Genomic DNA, 18,856 nt, shown 5'->3' on the forward strand with positions numbered 1-18,856 from the left:
GTGCTGGCGCGGCCACAACGTAGGCGGGGCCGCGGCGCGCGAGGCCGCCCGGTCCCACTGACCGGTATCGACGATCGCGGGGCGTGCCGGGACTCCGGATATTGTTCCTTGTCAGCACCGGAAAGGACGTGGAGGATCGTGGCGAGGATCGCGTCGGCGCGGCTGTCCGCCGAGCCGAGCTCACCCGAGCAGCACGACCGCCGCCAGCGCATACTCCGCGCGGCGGCGCGCATCGGCGCGGAGAAGTCCCTCGAGCGCGTCCAGATGCACGAGGTCGCGAAGGCCGCCGGGGTGGCGATCGGCACCCTGTACCGGTACTTCCCGTCGAAGGTGCACCTGTTCACCGGCGTGATGGCGGCGCAGGTCGACCGGCTCCGCGACCAGGTCACCGAGCCCACCCCCGGCACCGCCCCCGAGGAGGCGGTCGCCGACATGCTGGTGCAGGCCAGCCGGTACCTGATGGCGCAGCCGGTGCTGTCGGCGTCGATGCTGCACGCGTCCAACACCGCGCACGTCGCGACGGTCGCCGACACCGTCCACATCGACAACACCTTCCGCGAGATCCTGCTGCGCGCCGTGGGCATCGAGGTGCCGACCGCGCAGGACGTCACGCTCGTCCGGCTGCTGATGCAGTGCTGGTACGGCGTGCTCCAGTCGAGCCTGAACGGGCGCGCGTCGATGGCGGACGTGGAGACCGACATCCGGCTCGCCTGCAAGCTGCTCCTCGCGCCCCGCTCGAACGCGCCCGGCAACGCGCCCGGCAACATCCCCGGAAGCGCCTCCCGGAACGCCTCCGGGGACGCCCCCGAGTAGGCGCTCCCGTTCATCGGGATCGTCCCGGCGGGGCGCGCCGGGCCGCGGTTAGCGTTCCGGCATGAATCGCTATGACGGCGTGAAAGTGCTGCTCACCGGGGCCGGGTCGGGCATCGGGCGGGCCACCGCGCACCGGCTCGCCGCCGAGGGCGCCGCGGTCTTCGCCGTGGACCTGTCCGAGGACGGGCTCGCCGAGACCGCCGCCGGAGCCCCCGGCCCCGGGACGGTCGCCACGCGCGTCGCCGACGTCGCCGACGAGCCCGCCGTGATCGCGGCGGTCGCGGCCGCGGCGGAGACGCTCGGCGGCATCGACGTGCTGGTCAACGTCGCGGGCGTGCACAGGACCACCCCGATCGAGACGCTGTCGGTCGCGGACCTGACGTGGATCTTCAACGTCAACCTGGTCGGCACCGCGCTGTTCTGCCGCGAGGCCCTCAAGCACCTCCCGGACGGCACCGGGGTCATCATCAACACCTCGTCGCTGTCGGCCACGCAGGGCAACCCGTACATGACGGCCTACTCGGCGTCCAAGGGCGCCGTGCTGGCGTTCTCGCTGAGCCTCGCGGCAGAGCTGACCGCGCGCCGCATCCGCGTCGTGCCGATCTCACCCGGCACCGTGAACACCCCGCTGACCAGGGCGGACATGTTCCCCAAGGGGATCGACCTCAGCTACTTCACGCGGATCGTGTCGCCGTTCGGGGTCGCCGACCCCGAGCAGATCGCGTCCGTCATCGCGTTCGCCGGGTCGCCGGACGCCGCCTACCTGACCGGAGCCGAGCTGCGCGTCGACGGCGGCTCGCACCTCTAGTCCTCCGGCACGCCGTCCGGCGGCCCACCGGCACGCCCGGACTCGTCCGGGACATCGAAAGGAAGTCGTACATGGGACGCGTCATCGCCGTGAGCGGGTCCGCCTCCGGCATCGGGAAGACGCTGGCGGAGCTGCTCCGCGAGCAGGGCGACGAGGTCATCGGGGTCGATCTGCGCGACGCCGAGGTGCGTGCCGACCTGAGCACCGCCGAGGGCCGGATCGAGGCCGTCGCCGAGGTGCTGGAACGCTCCGGCGGCACGCTCGACGGCGCCGTCGCCTGCGCCGGGGTGACCGGGCCGACGCCGCTGACCGTCCAGGTCAACTACTTCGGCGCGGTCGCGCTGCTGGACGGCCTGCGCCCGGCGCTCGCCGGGGCGCGGGCGCCGCGCGCCGCCGTGGTCGGCTCGATCTCCGGGACGCAGCCGGTGGACGACGCGGTGCTGCGCGCGTGCCTGGAGGGCGACGAGCCCGCCGCGCTCGCGGCGGCGGACCGGGTGCTGGCGGCGGAGCAGGGCAACCGGCTCTACCCGTCGTCGAAGTCGGCGCTCGCGCAGTGGCTGCGGCGCGTGTCGGTCGCCCCGGAGTGGGCGGGCGCCGGCATTCCGCTGAACGCGGTCGCGCCCGGCGTCGTCCGGACGCCGATGAGCGCGCCGCTGTTCGAGGACGAGCGGATGTTCAAGATCATGAACGAGGCGGTGCCGATGCCGCTGAACGGGTACGCGGACCCCATCGTGATCGCCGAGGCGCTCGCCTGGCTGGTGTCGCCCGCGAACTCGCACATGGCGGGCCAGGTGATCTACGTGGACGGCGGCGCCGAGGCCACCCTCCGGGGCCCGGCCGTCTTCTGACCTGTACCTCTTCTGACCTATACCGTCTTCTGAGCTGTACGGTCGTGTCACCGGAAGACGCCGAAGGCCGCCCCTCCGCGCCGGGGGCGGCCTTCGGACATTCCGAGATCAGCGGGCGTTGGTGCCGGTGGTGTCGAGCGCGGCCACGCTGTAGGCGGCGTACGTCCGGTGGGCGTCGCGGTCCGCGAAGTACGGCGTGATCTGCTCGCCGAACTCCTCGACGGAGAACACGCCGTCCGCCGCGGTGAACTTCTGCTCGACGACGGGCGCCGCCATCAGCGCGACCATGTCGCCGTACACGATGAAGACCTGGCCGCTGATCTTCTCCGCGGCGGGCGAGGCGAGGTAGCCGACGAACGTGCCGACGCGCTCGGGCGCCATCGCGTCCAGGCCGCCGGGGGAGGTGCCCTCGCCGAACGTCGCCTCGGTCATGGAGGTGCGGGCGCGCGGGCAGATCGCGTTGGCGCGGACCCCGTACCGGGCGAGCCCGGCGGACGTGGACAGCGTGAGCGCGACGATGCCGGCCTTGGCGGCGGAGTAGTTCGGCTGGCCCGGCGACCCGAACAGGAACGCCTCGGACGCGGTGTTGACCACGCGGCCGTAGACCGGCCCGCCGGCGGCCTTGCTCGCCGCCCGCCAGTGCACCGCCGCGGCGCGCGACACCGACGCGTGCCCCTTCAGGTGGACGTGGATCACGTCGTCCCAGTCCGACTCGGAGAGGTTGAACAGCATCTTGTCGCGCAGCACGCCGGCGTTGTTGACCAGTACGTCCAGCGAGCCGTAGGTGTCGACGGCGGCGGAGACGAGGGTGTCGCCCATGGACCAGTCGCCGACGTCCCCGGTGACCGCGATCGCGCTGCCGCCCGCCCCGGTGATCTCGGCGACGACCTTCTCGGCGGCCGGCCCCATGTCGTTGACGACGACGTTGGCGCCCTGCGCGGCCAGCGCGAGGGCCTCGGCGCGGCCGAGCCCGGCGCCCGCGCCGGTGACGATGGCGGTGCGGCCCGCCAGGGAGAGGTCAGCGTTCATCAATGCTCCCGGTATGTCCGTGCGTGTCGGCCGGACCGGAGACTAGTACGTATTCTAGTTGCCCCGCGGCGACCGTCCCGCTGAGCGGGCCCGGTACACCCGCGTGGTCAGCGCGGACCGGTGAGTGGGACCGCGTTTGCCAGTATCGAGAACGAATTCTAGTCTCGCCGCCATGAAGGCCGACGACCGCTGCGCCGAGCGCGTCCTCACCGACCCCGCCCGTTGAGCCGCGGCGAGCCGTCGCCATGAGCGCCTCCCGACGGCGCCTCGCCGCTGGTCGGCGAAGAGAGAAGGAGATCCCCATGGCCGAGGCCGTGATCGTCGACGCCGTCCGGACACCGGTCGGCAAGCGCTACGGCGCGCTGTCCGGGCTGCACCCGGCGCAGCTGCTCGGGCTGACGCAGAAGGGGCTGCTGGAGCACGCGGGCGTCGACCCCGCCGCGATCGGGCAGGTCGTCGGCGGCTGCGTCACCCAGGTCGGCGAGCAGTCCAACAACGTCACCCGCAACGCCTGGCTGTACGCCGGCCTGCCGTACCGGACGGCCTGCACCACGATCGACTGCGCGTGCGGGTCGTCGCAGCAGGCGGTGCACCTGATCGCGGGGCTGATCGCGTCCGGCGCCATCGACGCCGGCATCGGCTGCGGCGTCGAGGCGATGAGCCGGGTGTTCCTCGGGCAGGCGCTCGCCCCCGGCACCGGCAGCCCGGCGCCCGACGGCTGGGAGATCGACTACCCCGACCAGTTCACCGCCGCCGAGCGGATCGCGGAGAAGCGCGGCATCACCCGGGCGGACGCCGACGCGCTCGGCGTCGCGTCGCAGGCCAAGGCGCGGCGCGCGTGGGACGAGGACCGGTTCGCCGGGCAGATCGTCGAGATCGAGGCGCCCGTCATGACCAGGGAGGGCCCGACCGGCGAGACCGCCGTCGTGTCCCGCGACCAGGGCCTGCGCGACACCACCGCCGAGGCGCTCGCCGGGCTGAAGCCGGTCGTCCCCGGCGGCGTCCACACCGCCGGCAACTCCTCGCAGATCAGCGACGGCGCCGCCGCGGTGCTGCTGATGTCCGCCGAGAAGGCCGCCGCGCTCGGGCTGCGGCCGCGCGCCCGGATCGTCGCGTCCGGCATGGTCGGCTCCGACCCGTACTACCACCTGGACGGCCCCGTCGAGGCGACCTCGCACGTGCTGGACCGCGCCGGGATGGCGCTCTCCGACATCGACCTCGTCGAGATCAACGAGGCGTTCGCGTCGGTCGTGCTGTCGTGGGCGTCGGTGCACGAGCCCGACATGGACCGGGTCAACGTCAACGGCGGCGCCATCGCCCTCGGCCACGCGGTCGGCTCCACCGGCGCCCGCCTGATCACCCAGGCCGTGAACGAGCTGGAGCGGGCGGACAAGTCCACCGCGCTCGTCACGATGTGCGCCGGCGGCGCGCACTCCACGGCCACCATCATCGAACGGATCTGAGGACTCACACCTATGACCATCGGGCTGACCGAGGAGCACCGCGACCTGCGCGACGCGGTGCGGGCCTTCACGTCCCGGCAGGTGACGCAGGCGGCCGTCCGCGCCGCCGTCGACGCCGGAACCGAGCAGGCGCCCGCGTTCTGGGACGATCTCGCCGGGCAGGGCCTGCTCGGCCTGCACCTGCCGGAGGACGCGGGCGGCGCCGGGTACGGGCTGGTCGAGCTGGCCGTCGTGGCGGAGGAGCTCGGCCGGGCGATGACGCCTGGACCGTTCCTGCCGACCGTCCTCGCGAGCGCGGTGCTGCACCGGGCCGGGCACGCCGCGCACCTGCCCGGACTGGCGTCGGGCACGACGCTCGGCGCCGTCGGGCTGGACGCGGGCGGCGTGACGCTGTCGCGCACCGGCGGCGGCATCGCGCTGACCGGCGTCTCGGCGCCGGTGCTCGGCGGGTGGCTCGCCGACGTGCTCGTCCTGCCCGCCGCCGACGGCGACGCGACGGCGTGGGTCGTCCTGCCGCGCGACGCCGTCACCGTGGAGGCGCTGCCCAGCCACGACCTCACCCGCCGCCTGGCCAGGATCAGGTTGGAGAACACGACCGTCCCCGCGGAGTCGGTCGTGGATCTGGACTCGCAGGACGTGCGGGACCTCGCCGCGACGCTGTTCGCCGCCGAGTCGTCCGGCCTCGCCGACTGGGCGACCACCATCGCCGCCGAGTACGCCAAGGTCCGCGAGCAGTTCGGCCGCCCCATCGGCCAGTTCCAGGGCGTCAAGCACCGCTGCGCCCGGATGCTCGCCCACGCCGAGCAGGCCCGCGCCTGCGCGTGGGACGCCGCCCGCGCCCAGGACGACCCCGCCGCGAAGCCCGGCGAGGCGTCCCTCGCCGCCGCCGTCGCCGGGGCCACCAGCGTCCAGGCCGCGTTCCAGACCGCCAAGGACTGCATCCAGACCCTCGGCGGCATCGGCTTCACCTGGGAGCACGACGCGAGCCTCTACCTGCGCCGCACCCAGACCCTGCGCGTCCTGCTCGGCTCCACCGCCTCCTGGCGGCGCCGCGTCGCGTCCCTCACCCTCGCCGGCGTCCGCCGCGAGCTCGGCGTCGACCTCCCCGAGGAGGCCGAGGCGATCCGCGCGGAGATCCGCGCCGAACTCGCACCCGCCAAGGCCCTCACCGGCGAGGAGCGCACCCGCTACCTCGCCGACCGCGGCTACACCGCCCCGCACCTCCCCGCCCCCTGGGGCAAGGGCGCCGACGCCGTCACCCAGCTCGTCATCTCCGAGGAGATGCGCGCCGCGGACCTGCGCGCCCACGACATGATCATCGGCAACTGGGTCGTCCCGACGCTGATCGCGCACGGCTCGCCCGCCCAGCACGAGCGGTTCCTGCCCGCCTCGCTGCGCGGCGACGTCCGCTGGTGCCAGCTGTTCTCCGAACCCGGCGCCGGCTCCGACCTCGCCGCCCTGTCCACCCGCGCCGAGAAGGTCGACGGCGGCTGGCGGATCACCGGGCAGAAGGTCTGGACGTCCATGGCCCGCCAGGCCGACTGGGGCATCCTGCTCGCCCGCACCGACCCGTCCGTCCCCAAGCACAAGGGCCTGTCGTACTTCCTGCTCGACATGCGGTCGCCGGGCATCGACATCCGCCCGCTGCGCGAGCTCACCGGCGACGAGCTGTTCAACGAGGTCTTCCTCGACGGCGTCTTCGTCCCCGACGACCTGCTCGTCGCCCGGCCCGGCGACGGCTGGCGGCTCGCCCGCACCACCCTCGCCAACGAGCGCGTCTCGCTGTCGAACGACTCCTCGCTCGGCAGCGGCGGCGAGGCCCTCCTCGAACTCGCCGCCGAGGGCGCCGACGACGAGCGCCTCACCACCCTCGGCGGCATCCTCTGCGACGCCCAGTCCAGCAGCCTGTTCGGCCTGCGCACCACGCTGCGCTCGCTCGCCGGCGGCCAGCCCGGCGCCGAGTCCAGCATCGGCAAGCTGATCGGCGTCGAGCACATCCAGCAGGTGTGGGAGACCGCCGTCGACTGGATCGGCGCGGACGCGCTGACCGGCGAGGGCGCCGGCGGCATGCAGGACCCGACGTGGATGTTCCTCAACTCCCGCAACATGTCGATCGCGGGCGGCACCACCGACGTCCAGCTCAACATCATCGGGGAACGGCTCCTCGGCCTGCCCCGCGACCCGCAGCCCGCCGGGAGGGCCTGATGCCGATGGACCTGCAGGCCGAACGCGGCGCGTGCGGCGTGGACGGCGCCGCCGCCGCGGCCCGCCGGGTGATCGGCGCGCTCGTCCGGGCCGGCGACATCTCCGGCGCCGACATGGCCGACATCGCCGACCGGCTCAACGCCGTCGCAGACGACCTGGAGGCGCAGGCCCCGCCGCTGCGCGACCGCCTGGTGAACATGTGGCGCGGCGACGGCAACACCCGCCACGACCCGGCGACCGGCCCGGAGAACCCGATCGCCCCGCCGCTCGCCTACGTGGGCCGCCCGGACGGCTCCATCGAGAGCACCGTCACGCTGGACCTGCCCTATCAGGGCCCGCCGTCCAGCGTCCACGGCGGCGTCTCCGCCCTCCTGCTCGACCACACCCTCGGCGTCGCGAACGGCTGGGCCGGCACGTCCGGCATGACGGCGGAGCTGACCCTCCGCTACCACCACCTGACGCCGCTGTTCGAGCCCCTGACGGTCACCGCCCGCCAGGTCTCCGTCGACGGCCGCAAGATCCGCACCACCGGCGCCATCAGCGCCGGCGGCCGCACCTGCGTCACCGCCGAGGGCCTCTTCATAGCCAAACACCCACCCCGCCCCCGCTGACCGCACGACCCGGTCCGTGCCTCGCCCCGCACGGACCGGGGTCCACCGCCGGGTGCTCAGGTATCCCGGGCCCACCCGTATTTGGCTTCGTAACCGTCTCGCTCGTCGGCGAGGTCCCTCCGGTGCCGCCGCACGACGTGGACGGTCTTCTTCTCGGCTCCTTCATAGCGGTCCGCGGTGGTGTACACGGCCTCGCGATTCTGGATCAGAATGTTCGTGCCGTCGTTCAGATTTGTGATCGCGCGGGCGCGCGTCTTCTCGTACTCGTCGCGCAGCCCCAGTTCTTCGCCTATCTTCCCGAAGCAGTTCACCGGCAGTGACGCGCTGTCCAGGATGAGCGGCGCATCGGACCAGAAATTGACGGCATCGTTGACGAGGTCGCCGCTCTTCCTGATCGTGCTCGCCCTGTACTCGACCTCTTTGGGGGGCATGGGGTCTCCTCTTTCTGTCGCTCAACGGGAGATGGCGGTGAGTATCTGATCGCTCAACTCCTGATTGATCTCATCCTCCTTGCGTCTTCTGGAGGCCTCCGGCTTGGTGCGGTTCACTGCTCTGTCGGACCATATGGCCGTCACGTAGATGTTGCGCTTTCCGACTTGCATTCCCTGTCGGGACCTGCTGAGGCAGAGATCTCCCCGTGGGGAGGTCTTTCTTGTGCCGGTGCAGCCGTCGATGAGGTCGGACGTGATGCTGTCGGGGTTGAACCGGCTACCCGAATAGTCGGTGATAGTCGTCTCCAGCCTGGAGATGACCAGTTGTCCCTCGTCAATCTCCCAGACACATTTCCTGGTCTTGGCGCCCGACTCTTTCGTCGGACTCTGTGCACCCAGCCGACGCAGCCACCGGATTTTCGCCGGCTTGACCAGGTCACACGGATCCGGTGCGGCCAACGGCGCGGGCGTTGAGACGGTGCGATGAGTCGGTGAAGGCTCATCCGGAGTGGAGGAAACGGGATGCTCAGTGTCGCAGCCCGCAGCGGTCAGTGCGAAGGCGACCGCCAGAGCCGCGACCCGCCGGATCGCGTCCGCCCTTCCCGGACTCATGCCCCGGAGATCCAGACTTTGGGGTTCGTGGCGTTCTTCGGTAGGATGCTCGGCTCGTTCAGCTTGGACAGAGACGATGCGAATTTGGCCAGTCCCACCTTCTGGCCGGCAACGGCCGTCCGGAGGTCGTTGTCGAGTTTGTTGACGGCCTCAACGTAGTCGATCAATGCATTGGTGATGGTGGGCTTGTCGTCCTTCTTGTTGGACGTCCAGCCCATTCCACCCAGTGCGGGCTCGATGCGGCCGGCCGCGAGTGTGGTGAGATCGACCGCCGCATTGTAGGCGCTGACCACTTGCAGGGCGAGGTCGAGGAGCGCCTCACCGGCCGCGAGCAGTGCGTCGCTGTTCGCTTCGGCGATCCTCGCGTTCCGGGTCATGTGCCACCGGTAGGCGTTGTATCCGCCGCCGCTCCAGTCGGGGCTGAGAGAGTTCCATGACTCGCTCAGCGAATTCTCTGCCCTACGGATCCGTTCGGCCGCACGGCGCCATTTGTCGGCGACCGCGATGACGGCGCTCTCGTCCCCTTTCATTTTCTTGGCCGTGTCCAGTGCCTGTTTGGCCGCCCAGAGTTCCACCGCGCCTATGCCGGCGTTCATGATCCCGGATGCTCTCGAAGGCCATGCCTTCGCCTTCAGGATCTTCGACTTTCCCGAAGGCGTTGCCCGATGACGGCCGGGTGGTTTGGGACTGCCCAAGGAATCGCTCCATCTGAAAGTATCGGGCCGCAGCCCTTGGCTAGTCGGTGCGGCCATGCGCTGCGGCCGAACGCATCTCCCGCTCGGCTTCCGCCAATGCCGCGAGGATTCGTGCGCCCAACCGGGCTACATCGGAGGTCGCTGCCTCGGGGTGCTTCAGGTCGATGCTGAGTTCGCCGGCACCTGTGACCGTGACGGAACCAAGCCCAGGGCGGATCGGTGCGGTGAACGACCACTCCCGGAACTGCTCCCGAAAACGCATTCGGGCATGCAGGAGCTCCTCGCTCGCTTCCACCATCCGCTCCGTCCGCGAGGCCGCGGCTATGAGTTCGGAGCGAAGGCTGTCGTAGTGCCTGTACGCGGGGTCGGCGTCGCGTGGAGAGCGCATCCTCATCGGCTGCTCTCGGGAGCCGCGGCTGCGCGGGAAATGATTTCCGCCTCCAGTTCTGCGCGCCGAATATCAGCCTGTTGCCGCGCGGTGAGAATGAGCTCCGCGATGTGCGCACCCAGTCGGCGGCCGTCGTGGCCGCGTAGCGCGGCCGGGGACACATCCAAAGAGATGGGCGTTCCCGCGCCTGTCACGACCACCTGGAGTCGGCCGTCGAGGGCACCCACGGTGATCCGTTCGGCGGCCAGGGACGCCTCGGCTTCTTCGTACAGCCTCGCTCGCTCGGCGAGTTCTGCTGCGACCTCGCCGAGCGAGGGAGAGCCCTCAGCCTCGAGGCCTTCGCTGAGGGGGGAAGGCATGGATGGCGATGCGTCGTCTTCCAGGAGTGGTGTCTCGGTGGGCGGCGGCTGTCGGCGGACGGCCTCGGTGACGCTCGGCGACGGGGCCTGCCCGGGAGGTGTGATGCCGCACTGCCGTGCCGTTGACGAGTCCAGTCTCTGCCTGATCTCTTCTGACGTCGTCGGCGCCTGCTCCACGCTGGTGTTGAGCAACTGCCTGAGGGGATTCTCCCGTGCGCCCATGTCCTGGTCGTCGCCCTTCGCTCCTGCGGTGCGGGGAGGTCGGCCATTCGTGCGTAGTCCGGACTATCTTGACCGTGATCAACAAAAGCTGCAAGCGGAATCAAAGGGCGCCTCCGCTTCGCCTGCAGTCGTTGTGCTAATCCACGTAGCTCCGATCTACGTAGATCGGAGCTACCTTGGTGGGATTCAGTGGGCGGGAGGCGGAGCTCGCAGTTCTGCGCAAGCGGCTGGACCGCGTTGCCAGGACCAGGACGGGAACGGCGCCCGCGCTGCGCGGACGGCGGCAGGTGGGCAAGTCGCGCCTCGTCCAGGAGTTCTGCGGCCGCGCCGGCGTGCCGTACGTGTTCTCCACGGCCACCAAGGGCGCCTCGCCGATCGAGGCGGTGGACGCTTTCCTGCGGGACGTCCGGGAGCCGGCGCTTCCGGCCGACCCCGAAGTCGTGCCTGCGCTGCAGAACGGCAGCTGGCCGGATGCCTTCTGGGTGTTGGCCTCGGTGCTGCCGGACGCGCCGTCCGTCCTCGTCCTGGACGAGCTGCCCTGGCTGGCCGAGCAGGACGCGCTGTTCGACGGCGCCCGCAGACGGGCTGGGGGCGGCGGACGCCATCGACGCGCACCTGGTGACGGGCGGCCTGCCCGGGATCGTCCGCACCTGGCCGCACGGGACGCCCGCGCTGGAGTTCCTGGAGGAGGAGTGCGCCGACCCCGCCGCGGCGCTGTTCGGCGTCCCGGAGGCGTCGCCGCTCGCCGAGTTCCCCAAACCCGACGTCTCCCGGCGTCATCGAGACGGTCGGGTCCGGTGACCGCACGCACGCCAATATCGCCGCGTCCGCGGGCAGCCGCGCCGGCCTCCCCTCGGGGACGCTCTCGCTGGGCGAACCCGCCCTCTACCGCATCGCCGACAGCAACCTTCGCCTGTATCTGGCGGCGGTGTGGGCGGCGCATGAGCAGGCGCGGCGGGGCCCGCCCCGAGGCGGGCTTCCGGATCGTCCGGCGGCGCTGGACCTCGTGGCGCGGGCGTGCCGTCGAGCCGCTGGTGAGGCAGGCCCTGGAGCGCGCGGACCTGCCCTGGCCGGGCTGCGCCGTGCGGCCGGCCGGGTCCCGGGGCTCGACCCGGCCGCGGCCGGGCCACTGTCCGGCGTCCAGGCGCGCGGCGGCGTCGACCTCGTCTGGACGCCGGAGGACGTGGTGGCCGCCTGGCGTTCGTGACCCGGCCTCAGCCGAGCGAGTCCTCGACCTGGCGGCGGATGACCTTGCCGGTGGCGTTGCGGGGCAGGGGCGAGGTGGTGATCTTCCAGCGGGACGGGACCTTGAAGTAGGCGAGGCGCTCGCGGGCGAACGCGGTCAGGTCCGCCTCGGAGGCGGGATCGGCGCCGAAGACGACCACGGCGAGGACCTCCTGGCCGAGGTCGGGGTGCGGGACGCCGAGGACGATGCACTCGCGGACGCCCGGGTACTCGGCGAGGGCGTTCTCGATCTCGGCCGGGTAGACGTTCTCGCCGCCGCGGATGATCAGGTCGGAGCGGCGGGCGGTGAGGCGGAGGCGGCCCTGCTCGACCGTGCCGATGTCGCCGGTGCGCAGCCAGCGGTCAGGGCCGATGGCGCGGGCGGTGGCCTCCTCGTCGCGCCAGTAGCCGAGCATGTTGTAGGCGCTGCGGACGCAGACCTCGCCCTCCTCTCCCTCCGGCAGCGGCTTGCCGTCGGGGTCGCGGATCTCCAGCGCGACGCCCGCGACGGGGCGGCCGAGCGTGCCCGGCGCCTCGGCCAGGTCCATGGGGGACGCGACGGCGACGCCGGTGCACGTCTCGGTGAGCCCGTAGCTGTCGACGAGGGCGTTCGCGGCCGGCGGGAACGCGGCGCGCAGCTTCTCCTTGAACGCCGGGGAGGACGGCGCGGACGCCAGCGCGAACCCGGTGAGCGAGGACGTGTCGTAGCGGGACAGGTCGCCGTGCTCGATCATCCGGTTCGCCATCGTGGGCACGGCGCCCCAGTTCGTGACGCGCTCCTTCTCGATCAGCCGCAGGACCTTGTCGACGTCGAACGCGCCCTCGTGCATGACCACGGCGGTGCCGGTGGCGAGGCGGGGGACGGCGAGGTTGTGCAGGCTGGCGATATGGAACAGCGGCAGCGCGAGCAGGTAGCGGCGCGACGCGGGGTCGGAGGGGTCGCCGAAGGCCCGCAGCAGCGCGTCGTTCAGCCGGTGGTACTCGATCACCGAGGTCAGGTTGCGGTGCGAGTGCACCGCCCCCTTCGGGCGGCCTGACGTGCCGCTGGTGTAGAGGATGACCGCCGGGTCGTCCTCGGCGGCGTCCGGGACGTCCAGGGCGGCGGACGGGTACCGGGTCGCGAGCGCCGGGACGTCCTCCTCGATCGTGAGGACGCGGGTGCCCGCGGGCATCTGGGCGGCGCGCTTGGCGTCCGCGACGACGAGCACCGGCTCGGTGTGGCCGAGGGCGTACTCGACCTCGCGGGGCGCCCACCAGGCGTTGTACCCGACGGGAATGGCGCCCGCCGCGATCGCCCCCCAGAACGCGACGATCCATTCGGGGGTGTTGGCGGCGTCGATGGCGACGCGGTCGCCGGGCCGCACGCCGTGCTCCTCGCGCAGCGCCTTCGCCAGCGACGCGGCCTGCGCGGCGTGCGCGGCGAAGCTCAGCCGGCGGGTCGCGGTGACGATGTAGTCGCGGTCGCCGTACCCGGCGGAGCGGGCGAGCACCTCGCCCAGGCTCCGGGCCCGCCCGGCGAACACCGGGAGGCGGGCGCCGAGGACGTCCTCCTCGCGCAGTTCGAACTCGCCGCCGGGCCCCGTCAGCCGCTGCATGATCTCCATCGCCGTCGTGGGCATGTGGCCTCCTCCTCGCGTGGCCGAAGGCTCTCACCTCGGCCGCGGGATCCAGCGGCTCTTTCCGCTGAGCGAGACCGAGCCGCAGGGTACCCGCCCGACTTGGAGCGTTCCCGGTCAGCGGGACTGCGACGAACGCGTGGGGCGCGTCACATCACCATGACCGCACCAGGACGGATGCAGGGGGGATGACATGGGAAGCCTCGACGGGAAGGTCGCGATCGTCACCGGTGCGGGCCAGGGCGTCGGCCAGGGGATCGCGCTGGCGCTGGCGTCCGAGGGCGCGGCGATCGCCGTGCTCGGCCGGACGCCGGCGAAGCTGGAGACGACGTGCGGCCTCGTCCGGGAGCGGGGCGCGGAGGCCGAGCCGTTCGCCTGCGACGTGGCGGACACCGAAGCGATCCCGGGCGTGGTGGACGCGGTCGCCGCCCGGTTCGGGGGTGTCGACGTCCTCGTCAACAACGCCTACTCGGGCGCCTACGGGCCGCTGCTGACGATGAGCGACGCCAAGTTCCAGAAGGGCTTCATGACCGGCCCGTTCGCGGCGTTCGCGTTCATGAGGGCGTGCCACCCGCACATGAAGGCGCGGGGCGGCGGCAGCATCGTCAACCTCGTCACGTCCGCGATGGTCCGCTGGGACCCGGCGACGTACGGCGCGTACGCGGCGGCCAAGCAGGCGCTGCGGTCGCTGACCCGGACGGCCGCCGCCGAGTGGGGCCCGGACGGGATCCGCGCCAACTCCATCGCCCCGCACGCCCTCTCACCCGGGCTGAAGCAGTGGGCGGAGGCGAACCCGGAGGCCGCGGAGGAGTTCCGCAAGACCATCCCGCTCGGCTACATCGGCGACTGCGAGGCCGACATCGGCAACGCCGTCGTCGCCCTCGTCCAGCCCGCCATGCGCTACCTGACCGGCGCCACCATCCCGCTGGACGGCGGCCAGGCCTACTTCGGCTGACCGCTCCGGACCCCACCGGCCGACCGGGCACGCCCGAGCCGAGGGCAGAGACCAACGCCCCCCGCCGCACCTCACCCACCCCACCGCCGCTTCGCCGCGGCCGGTGAAAGGAGAACGGCCTAATGAAGGTCGAGAAGATCGGACGCCTCGCAGCGGGCGCCCTCGCGGTGACGCTGCTGGCGTCCTGCGCCAGCTCGCGCTCCGGCTCGGACGCGACGTCCGGCGGCGGCGGGACGCGGGACGGCGGTTCCACCGGCGCCGGCGCGAGCGCCACCTCGTTCGGGACGCTGCCGTCCCCGTGCGGCAAGGGCGACGCGAAGGGCTCCACCGACCAGGGCGTCACCGACGGCGAGATCCGCATCGGGTTCGGCGACGACCGCGGTTCGACCACCGCGCCGGGCCTGTCCAAGGAGATGGGCGACGCGGTCAGCGCCATGATCGACTGGTGCAACCAGCAGGGCGGCATCAACGGCCGCACGATCAAGGGCGACCAGTACGATGCCGCCTACACCCAGTCCGTGAAGGTGATGCAGCAGGCCTGCAAGCAGGACTTCATGCTGGTCGGGCAGGGCTTCGCGATGGACGACGCCGCGGAGCAGTACCGGGTCGGCTGCAAGCTGCCGACGGTCGCCGGCTACACCGTCGGCCCGAACGCGGCGATGGGCCCGATGAAGTACGAGGCCGTCCCGTACCCGGTCGACCTGTACAACATCGGGGCGCTGCGGATCGCGGAGAAGGAGTTCCCGGACTTCAAGGACAAGACGGACCTGCTGCACACGACCTCCCCCGCGGTGGAGACCGGCAACGCCAAGGTCGAGGCCGCGATGAAGCAGATCGGCGTCAAGCCGCTGGACTGCGGCGTCAAGACCAACAACGCCGGTGAGAGCAGCTACACGCCGTTCGCGCTGAAGATCAAGGACTGCGGCGCGAAGACCCTATGGACGTCCGGCTCGCCGACCCCGGCCGCGTTCGGCCTGCTGGAGGCGGACGACCGGGCCGGCCTCAAGCCGACGTACCTGTTCGAGGCGACCTGGTACAGCTCGCTCGTCTCGCAGTGGAACAAGTCCGGCATCGGCGACGACATCAACATCGGCATGATCTTCCAGCCGTTCGAGAACGCCGCCAAGGTGCCCGCGGTCAAGCAGTACATGGACATCGTCAACGCCCACAAGGGCAAGATCGCGCTGCTGGGCATGCAGGCGACGTCTGCGTTCCTGCTGTGGGCGCAGTCGGCCAAGGCGTGCGGGTCGGAACTGACCCGCCAGTGCATGGTCAACGAGCTGGCGAAGGTCCACGAGTGGACGGGCGGCGGGCTGCACGCGCCGACCGACCCGGGCGCCAACAAGCCCGCGTCGTGCGCGCTGATGGTGCGGCTGCACGGCGACAAGTACGAGCAGGTCTTCCCGAAGAACGTCGGCGAGTTCGAGTGCGGCGGCGACTTCGTCATCAAGACCGACCCGAAGACCTGGGGCACCACGCTCGACGGCGACCGCAAGTCGACCAAGTTCCTGACCGGCGACGTCATCAAGCCCCAGTCCTCCTGACCCGCCGGAGGCGCGACACATGGCGGTGAACCAATGACGACGTTCCTGACCTACACCATCCTGGGCCTCGTCCTCGGCGCGGTGTACTCCATCGCGGCGTCCGGGCTGGTGCTGACGTACAACACCTCGGGGATCTTCAACTTCGCGCACGGCGCGCAGGCCATGTTCGGCACGTTCCTCTACTGGCAGTTCCAGCAGTGGGGGTGGCCGGTGTGGCTGGCGCTGGTCGCGGTGATCGGGGTGGTCGGCCCGGTGATGGGCGCGGCCCTGCACGCGGTGATCATGAAGGGCCTGCGCGGCACCGCGGACGTCACGAAGATCATCGTGACGGTCTCGGTGCTGCTCGGCACGGTGTACCTCGCCCAGTGGGTGTGGGACCCCGACCAGGCCCGCACCGTGGACATGTTCTTCGGCACCGGCGCGAAGGTCTCCGTCGGCGGGGTGGAGGTCCGGTACCACGAGATCGTCTGCCTGGTCGCCGCCGTGGCCATCGCCGCCGGGCTGCGGGTGCTGTTCACCCGCAGCCGGGCGGGCGTGGTGATGCGCGGTTCGGTCGACGACCCGGACCTGCTGCGCCTCACCGGGCACGACCCCGAACGCGCCGCGATGCTGTCGTGGGCGCTCGGCTCCACCCTCGCGGTGACCGCGGGCGTCCTGATCGTGCCGATCAGCGGCGGCGCGCTGGACGCCGACCACCTCACCCTGCTGGTGATCGACGCGTTCGCCGCGGCGATGTTCGGCCGGCTGCGCAGCATCCCCCGCACCTTCGCGGGCGCGATGGTGCTGGGGCTCGCGGCGAACTACGTGCTGGCCTACCTGCCGTCCGCCGGCACCTTCACCGGCAACCTGCGCGTCTCGCTGCCGATGATCATCCTGTTCACGGTGCTGGTGGTGCTGCCGCAGGACCGGCTGCGCGGCGCCGCCGTCCGTACCCGCGAGCGGTACCGGCCGCCGACCGTGCGGTCCGCGGCGGTGTGGGGCGCGGTCCTGGTCGCCGGCGTGTACCTCTACAGCCTGCTGCTGTCGGACGCGGGCATCACCACGCTCGCGCTCGGCATGACGTTCGCGATCATCGCGCTGTCGCTGACCGTCCTCACCGGCTACGCCGGCGAGCTGAACCTCGCGCCGCTGGCGTTCGGGGCCGTCGCGACGGTCGTGGCGTTCCATTTCGGGGTGCGGGGCACCGGCCTGGACGCGCGGCTGAACGTGCAGGGCGTGCTGCTGGCCGTCGTCGCGGCGGCGCTGGTCGGCGGGCTCGTCGCGCTTCCGGCGCTGCGGCTGCGCGGCCTCTACCTCGCGCTCGCCACGCTGGCGTTCGGGGAGTTCCTGTCGAACATGGTCCTGCGCGACACCACCGAGCACAAGCTGCTCGGAGTGAGGTTCACCCTGTTCCCCGACGGGTCGCTGGTCGTCCCGCCGCTGCGGGCGGGCCCGCTCGACCTGCGGAACGGGACGTCCTCGCTGCTGACCGCGACGGTGCTGTTCGCGCTCATCGGCATCGGGCTCGCCGCGCTGCGGGGCAGCGGGTACGGGCGCCGACTCGCGGCGATGAAGGACAGCCCGGCCGCGACGGCGATGCTCGGCCAGGACCTCGTCCGGCTGAAGCTGAGCGTCTTCATGATCTCGGCGGCGATCGCCGGGCTCGGCGGGGTGCTGATGGCGTCGGCCACCGGCACCGTCTCGCAGGAGAACTTCACCTTCGTCGGCAGCCTCGGCCTGCTGATGCTCGTCGTGGTCGCCGGGATCGGCTACATCAGCGGCGCGCTGGTCGGCGGGCTCATGGCCGGGGTCGGGTCCGCGGTGCTGGTCGCCACGTTCAACGACCTCGCCCTGGGACACGAGGGGATGGCGAACGTCTACACCCTGCTCGGCCACCTCGTCCTGGTCCTGACCGCGCTCGTCGGGATGGGCGTCGGACGCAACCCGAGCGGGTTCGTGCACGACATCGCCGACGGCTACCGGCGGACGCGCGACGGCGCCAGGCCCGTCCTGTACGCGTCCGGCGCGGCGGGCGCGGTGCTGTACGTCCTGGCCCTCACCGGCGTGATCGGCGCCTGGACGTTCGGGATCGCCGCGCTGTGCGCGGCGATGTTCCTGCCGCTCGTCGGCGACATGTACCAGGCGGAGGGGCGCGCCGCGCGGACGCCGCCGGAGCTCGCCGGCGTGGACGAGCCGTACACCGACGAGCTGCGGGCCGAGCTCGACCGGGCGCTCGGGCTGCCGGCCGCGCACCGGCCGGCCCGTCCCGCGCCCGCCCTGAGGGGAGAAGCGAATGCCCCTGCTTGAGACACGGGACATCACCGTGCGGTTCGGCGGCAACACCGCGGTGGACGGCGTCGGGCTCACCATGGACGAAGGGCGGATCACCGGGCTGATCGGCCCGAACGGCGCCGGCAAGACCACGATGTTCAACACCATCACCGGGCTCCAGAAGCCCGCGTCCGGTCAGGTGCTGCTGGACGGCGCCGACATCACCGGGCTGTCCCCGGCCAAGCGCGCGCGGCGCGGCATGGCGCGCACCTTCCAGCGGCTGGAGCTGTTCCTGTCGCTGTCGGTGCGCGACAACGTCCGCGTCGCGGGGGACGTCCTGCGCAGCCGCGGCCGCCGCGGGCGGTTCGACCTGAACGAGGCCACCGACCGGGTCCTCGAACGGACGGGGCTGACCGACATCGCCGACCGCGACGTGTCGGACATCCCGATCGGGCGGGCCCGCGTCGTCGAGGTGGCGCGGGCGCTGATGACCTCGCCGCGCGTCCTGCTGCTCGACGAGCCCGCGTCTGGGCAGACCGAGCGGGAGACCGAGGCGTTCGCGGAGATGCTCACCGGCCTGGCCGGGGAGGGCCTCGCGATCTGCCTGGTCGAGCACGACCTGCCGCTGGTCATGCGGCTGTGCTCGACCATCCACGTGCTGGACTACGGCGAGCTGATCGCGTCCGGCACGCCGCAGGAGGTCCGCGAGTCGCCGAAGGTCGTCGCCGCCTACATCGGCACCGAGGAGGCTCTCAAATGAGCGAAGCGAACCGGGGGGCGTGG

18 protein-coding genes are annotated in these 18,856 nt (G+C 71.9%); 11 read left to right on the forward strand and 7 right to left on the reverse strand.

Features of this window, described 5'->3' with window-relative positions; all coding sequences use genetic code 11:
- The first annotated feature begins 138 nt into the window (after window positions 1-138).
- From amrb99_RS17285 to amrb99_RS17295, 3 genes are all read left to right on the forward strand, one after another.
- Window positions 139-813 (forward strand): TetR family transcriptional regulator, encoded by a 675-nt coding sequence (locus amrb99_RS17285; protein ID WP_190857009.1) that lies wholly within the window; start codon window positions 139-141, stop codon window positions 811-813.
- Between the two features lie 61 nt (window positions 814-874).
- Window positions 875-1,621, forward strand: coding sequence for an SDR family oxidoreductase (locus tag amrb99_RS17290; RefSeq protein ID WP_190857010.1), 747 nt, complete (start codon window positions 875-877; stop codon window positions 1,619-1,621).
- Between the two features lie 71 nt (window positions 1,622-1,692).
- Window positions 1,693-2,469, forward strand: a complete 777-nt coding sequence (locus amrb99_RS17295; RefSeq protein ID WP_190857011.1) for an SDR family oxidoreductase — start codon at window positions 1,693-1,695, stop codon at window positions 2,467-2,469.
- A 108-nt stretch (window positions 2,470-2,577) separates the two neighbouring features.
- Here amrb99_RS17295 and amrb99_RS17300 read toward each other — a convergent pair whose 3' ends face one another.
- Window positions 2,578-3,498 (reverse strand): SDR family NAD(P)-dependent oxidoreductase, encoded by a 921-nt coding sequence (locus amrb99_RS17300; protein WP_190857012.1) that lies wholly within the window; start codon window positions 3,496-3,498, stop codon window positions 2,578-2,580.
- Window positions 3,499-3,800: 302 nt separating this feature from the next.
- Here amrb99_RS17300 and amrb99_RS17305 point away from each other — a divergent pair, with 302 nt between their 5' ends.
- The 3 genes from amrb99_RS17305 to amrb99_RS17315 are packed head-to-tail and all read left to right on the forward strand — an operon-like array spanning window position 3,801 to window position 7,777.
- Window positions 3,801-4,961 (forward strand): steroid 3-ketoacyl-CoA thiolase, encoded by a 1,161-nt coding sequence (locus amrb99_RS17305; RefSeq protein ID WP_190857013.1) that lies wholly within the window; start codon window positions 3,801-3,803, stop codon window positions 4,959-4,961.
- Window positions 4,962-4,973: 12 nt separating this feature from the next.
- Window positions 4,974-7,166, forward strand: a complete 2,193-nt coding sequence (locus tag amrb99_RS17310; protein WP_190857014.1) for an acyl-CoA dehydrogenase — start codon at window positions 4,974-4,976, stop codon at window positions 7,164-7,166.
- On the forward strand, window positions 7,166-7,777 hold the full coding sequence (locus tag amrb99_RS17315; protein WP_190857015.1) for a PaaI family thioesterase: 612 nt from the start codon (window positions 7,166-7,168) through the stop codon (window positions 7,775-7,777). Before amrb99_RS17310 ends, amrb99_RS17315 begins: the two co-directional genes overlap by 1 nt.
- A 56-nt stretch (window positions 7,778-7,833) precedes the next feature.
- Here the strand turns inward: amrb99_RS17315 and amrb99_RS17320 are convergent, their stop codons facing one another.
- The 5 genes from amrb99_RS17320 to amrb99_RS17340 all read right to left on the reverse strand — a co-directional run bounded on the left by amrb99_RS17320 (window position 7,834) and on the right by amrb99_RS17340 (window position 10,484).
- On the reverse strand, window positions 7,834-8,208 hold the full coding sequence (locus amrb99_RS17320) for a hypothetical protein (protein ID WP_190857016.1): 375 nt from the start codon (window positions 8,206-8,208) through the stop codon (window positions 7,834-7,836).
- 21 nt (window positions 8,209-8,229) lie between these two features.
- Complete coding sequence (locus amrb99_RS17325; protein WP_190857017.1) at window positions 8,230-8,820, reverse strand: hypothetical protein; 591 nt, start codon at window positions 8,818-8,820, stop codon at window positions 8,230-8,232.
- Window positions 8,817-9,416, reverse strand: coding sequence for a hypothetical protein (locus amrb99_RS17330; RefSeq protein WP_190857018.1), 600 nt, complete (start codon window positions 9,414-9,416; stop codon window positions 8,817-8,819). Before amrb99_RS17330 ends, amrb99_RS17325 begins: the two co-directional genes overlap by 4 nt.
- 139 nt (window positions 9,417-9,555) lie before the next feature.
- A complete protein-coding gene (locus amrb99_RS17335; protein WP_190857019.1) occupies window positions 9,556-9,813 on the reverse strand; it encodes a hypothetical protein in 258 nt (85 codons plus the stop codon).
- Between the two features lie 92 nt (window positions 9,814-9,905).
- A complete protein-coding gene (locus amrb99_RS17340; RefSeq protein WP_190857020.1) occupies window positions 9,906-10,484 on the reverse strand; it encodes a YbaB/EbfC family nucleoid-associated protein in 579 nt (192 codons plus the stop codon).
- Between the two features lie 618 nt (window positions 10,485-11,102).
- Here amrb99_RS17340 and amrb99_RS50100 point away from each other — a divergent pair.
- Complete coding sequence (locus amrb99_RS50100) at window positions 11,103-11,285, forward strand: hypothetical protein (protein WP_206699976.1); 183 nt, start codon at window positions 11,103-11,105, stop codon at window positions 11,283-11,285.
- Between the two features lie 413 nt (window positions 11,286-11,698).
- Here the strand turns inward: amrb99_RS50100 and amrb99_RS17350 are convergent, their stop codons facing one another.
- Entirely contained in the window at window positions 11,699-13,327 is a 1,629-nt protein-coding gene (locus amrb99_RS17350) for a class I adenylate-forming enzyme family protein (protein ID WP_190857021.1), read from the reverse strand.
- A gap of 190 nt (window positions 13,328-13,517) precedes the next feature.
- Here amrb99_RS17350 and amrb99_RS17355 point away from each other — a divergent pair, with 190 nt between their 5' ends.
- From amrb99_RS17355 to amrb99_RS17370, 4 genes are all read left to right on the forward strand, one after another.
- Entirely contained in the window at window positions 13,518-14,279 is a 762-nt protein-coding gene (locus tag amrb99_RS17355; RefSeq protein WP_190857022.1) for an SDR family oxidoreductase, read from the forward strand.
- 122 nt (window positions 14,280-14,401) lie between these two features.
- Window positions 14,402-15,823 (forward strand): ABC transporter substrate-binding protein, encoded by a 1,422-nt coding sequence (locus amrb99_RS17360; protein WP_190857023.1) that lies wholly within the window; start codon window positions 14,402-14,404, stop codon window positions 15,821-15,823.
- Window positions 15,824-15,856: 33 nt separating this feature from the next.
- On the forward strand, window positions 15,857-18,109 hold the full coding sequence (locus amrb99_RS17365; protein ID WP_190857024.1) for an ABC transporter permease: 2,253 nt from the start codon (window positions 15,857-15,859) through the stop codon (window positions 18,107-18,109).
- Window positions 18,096-18,833 (forward strand): ABC transporter ATP-binding protein, encoded by a 738-nt coding sequence (locus tag amrb99_RS17370; RefSeq protein ID WP_190857025.1) that lies wholly within the window; start codon window positions 18,096-18,098, stop codon window positions 18,831-18,833. The genes amrb99_RS17365 and amrb99_RS17370 overlap by 14 nt, the downstream gene beginning before the upstream one ends.
- Window positions 18,834-18,856: the final 23 nt, after the last annotated feature.

Source organism: Actinomadura sp. RB99 (genome assembly GCF_014706005.1).
GTDB lineage: Bacteria > Actinomycetota > Actinomycetes > Streptosporangiales > Streptosporangiaceae > Spirillospora.

What these genes read in the sequence shown, in the direction of transcription:
- amrb99_RS17295 (WP_190857011.1), top strand. Translation starts at nt 1,693, where the DNA reads ATGGGACGCGTCATCGCCGTGAGCGGGTCCGCCTCCGGCATCGGGAAG.
- amrb99_RS17300 (WP_190857012.1), bottom strand. Translation starts at nt 3,498, where the DNA reads ATGAACGCTGACCTCTCCCTGGCGGGCCGCACCGCCATCGTCACCGGC.
- amrb99_RS17315 (WP_190857015.1), top strand. Translation starts at nt 7,166, where the DNA reads ATGCCGATGGACCTGCAGGCCGAACGCGGCGCGTGCGGCGTGGACGGC.
- amrb99_RS17340 (WP_190857020.1), bottom strand. Translation starts at nt 10,484, where the DNA reads ATGGGCGCACGGGAGAATCCCCTCAGGCAGTTGCTCAACACCAGCGTG.
- amrb99_RS17305 (WP_190857013.1), top strand. Translation starts at nt 3,801, where the DNA reads ATGGCCGAGGCCGTGATCGTCGACGCCGTCCGGACACCGGTCGGCAAG.
- amrb99_RS17355 (WP_190857022.1), top strand. Translation starts at nt 13,518, where the DNA reads ATGGGAAGCCTCGACGGGAAGGTCGCGATCGTCACCGGTGCGGGCCAG.
- amrb99_RS17360 (WP_190857023.1), top strand. Translation starts at nt 14,402, where the DNA reads ATGAAGGTCGAGAAGATCGGACGCCTCGCAGCGGGCGCCCTCGCGGTG.
- amrb99_RS17330 (WP_190857018.1), bottom strand. Translation starts at nt 9,416, where the DNA reads ATGAACGCCGGCATAGGCGCGGTGGAACTCTGGGCGGCCAAACAGGCA.
- amrb99_RS17335 (WP_190857019.1), bottom strand. Translation starts at nt 9,813, where the DNA reads ATGGTGGAAGCGAGCGAGGAGCTCCTGCATGCCCGAATGCGTTTTCGG.
- amrb99_RS17365 (WP_190857024.1), top strand. Translation starts at nt 15,857, where the DNA reads ATGACGACGTTCCTGACCTACACCATCCTGGGCCTCGTCCTCGGCGCG.
- amrb99_RS17370 (WP_190857025.1), top strand. Translation starts at nt 18,096, where the DNA reads ATGCCCCTGCTTGAGACACGGGACATCACCGTGCGGTTCGGCGGCAAC.
- amrb99_RS17320 (WP_190857016.1), bottom strand. Translation starts at nt 8,208, where the DNA reads ATGCCCCCCAAAGAGGTCGAGTACAGGGCGAGCACGATCAGGAAGAGC.
- amrb99_RS17310 (WP_190857014.1), top strand. Translation starts at nt 4,974, where the DNA reads ATGACCATCGGGCTGACCGAGGAGCACCGCGACCTGCGCGACGCGGTG.
- amrb99_RS17325 (WP_190857017.1), bottom strand. Translation starts at nt 8,820, where the DNA reads ATGAGTCCGGGAAGGGCGGACGCGATCCGGCGGGTCGCGGCTCTGGCG.
- amrb99_RS17350 (WP_190857021.1), bottom strand. Translation starts at nt 13,327, where the DNA reads ATGCCCACGACGGCGATGGAGATCATGCAGCGGCTGACGGGGCCCGGC.
- amrb99_RS17290 (WP_190857010.1), top strand. Translation starts at nt 875, where the DNA reads ATGAATCGCTATGACGGCGTGAAAGTGCTGCTCACCGGGGCCGGGTCG.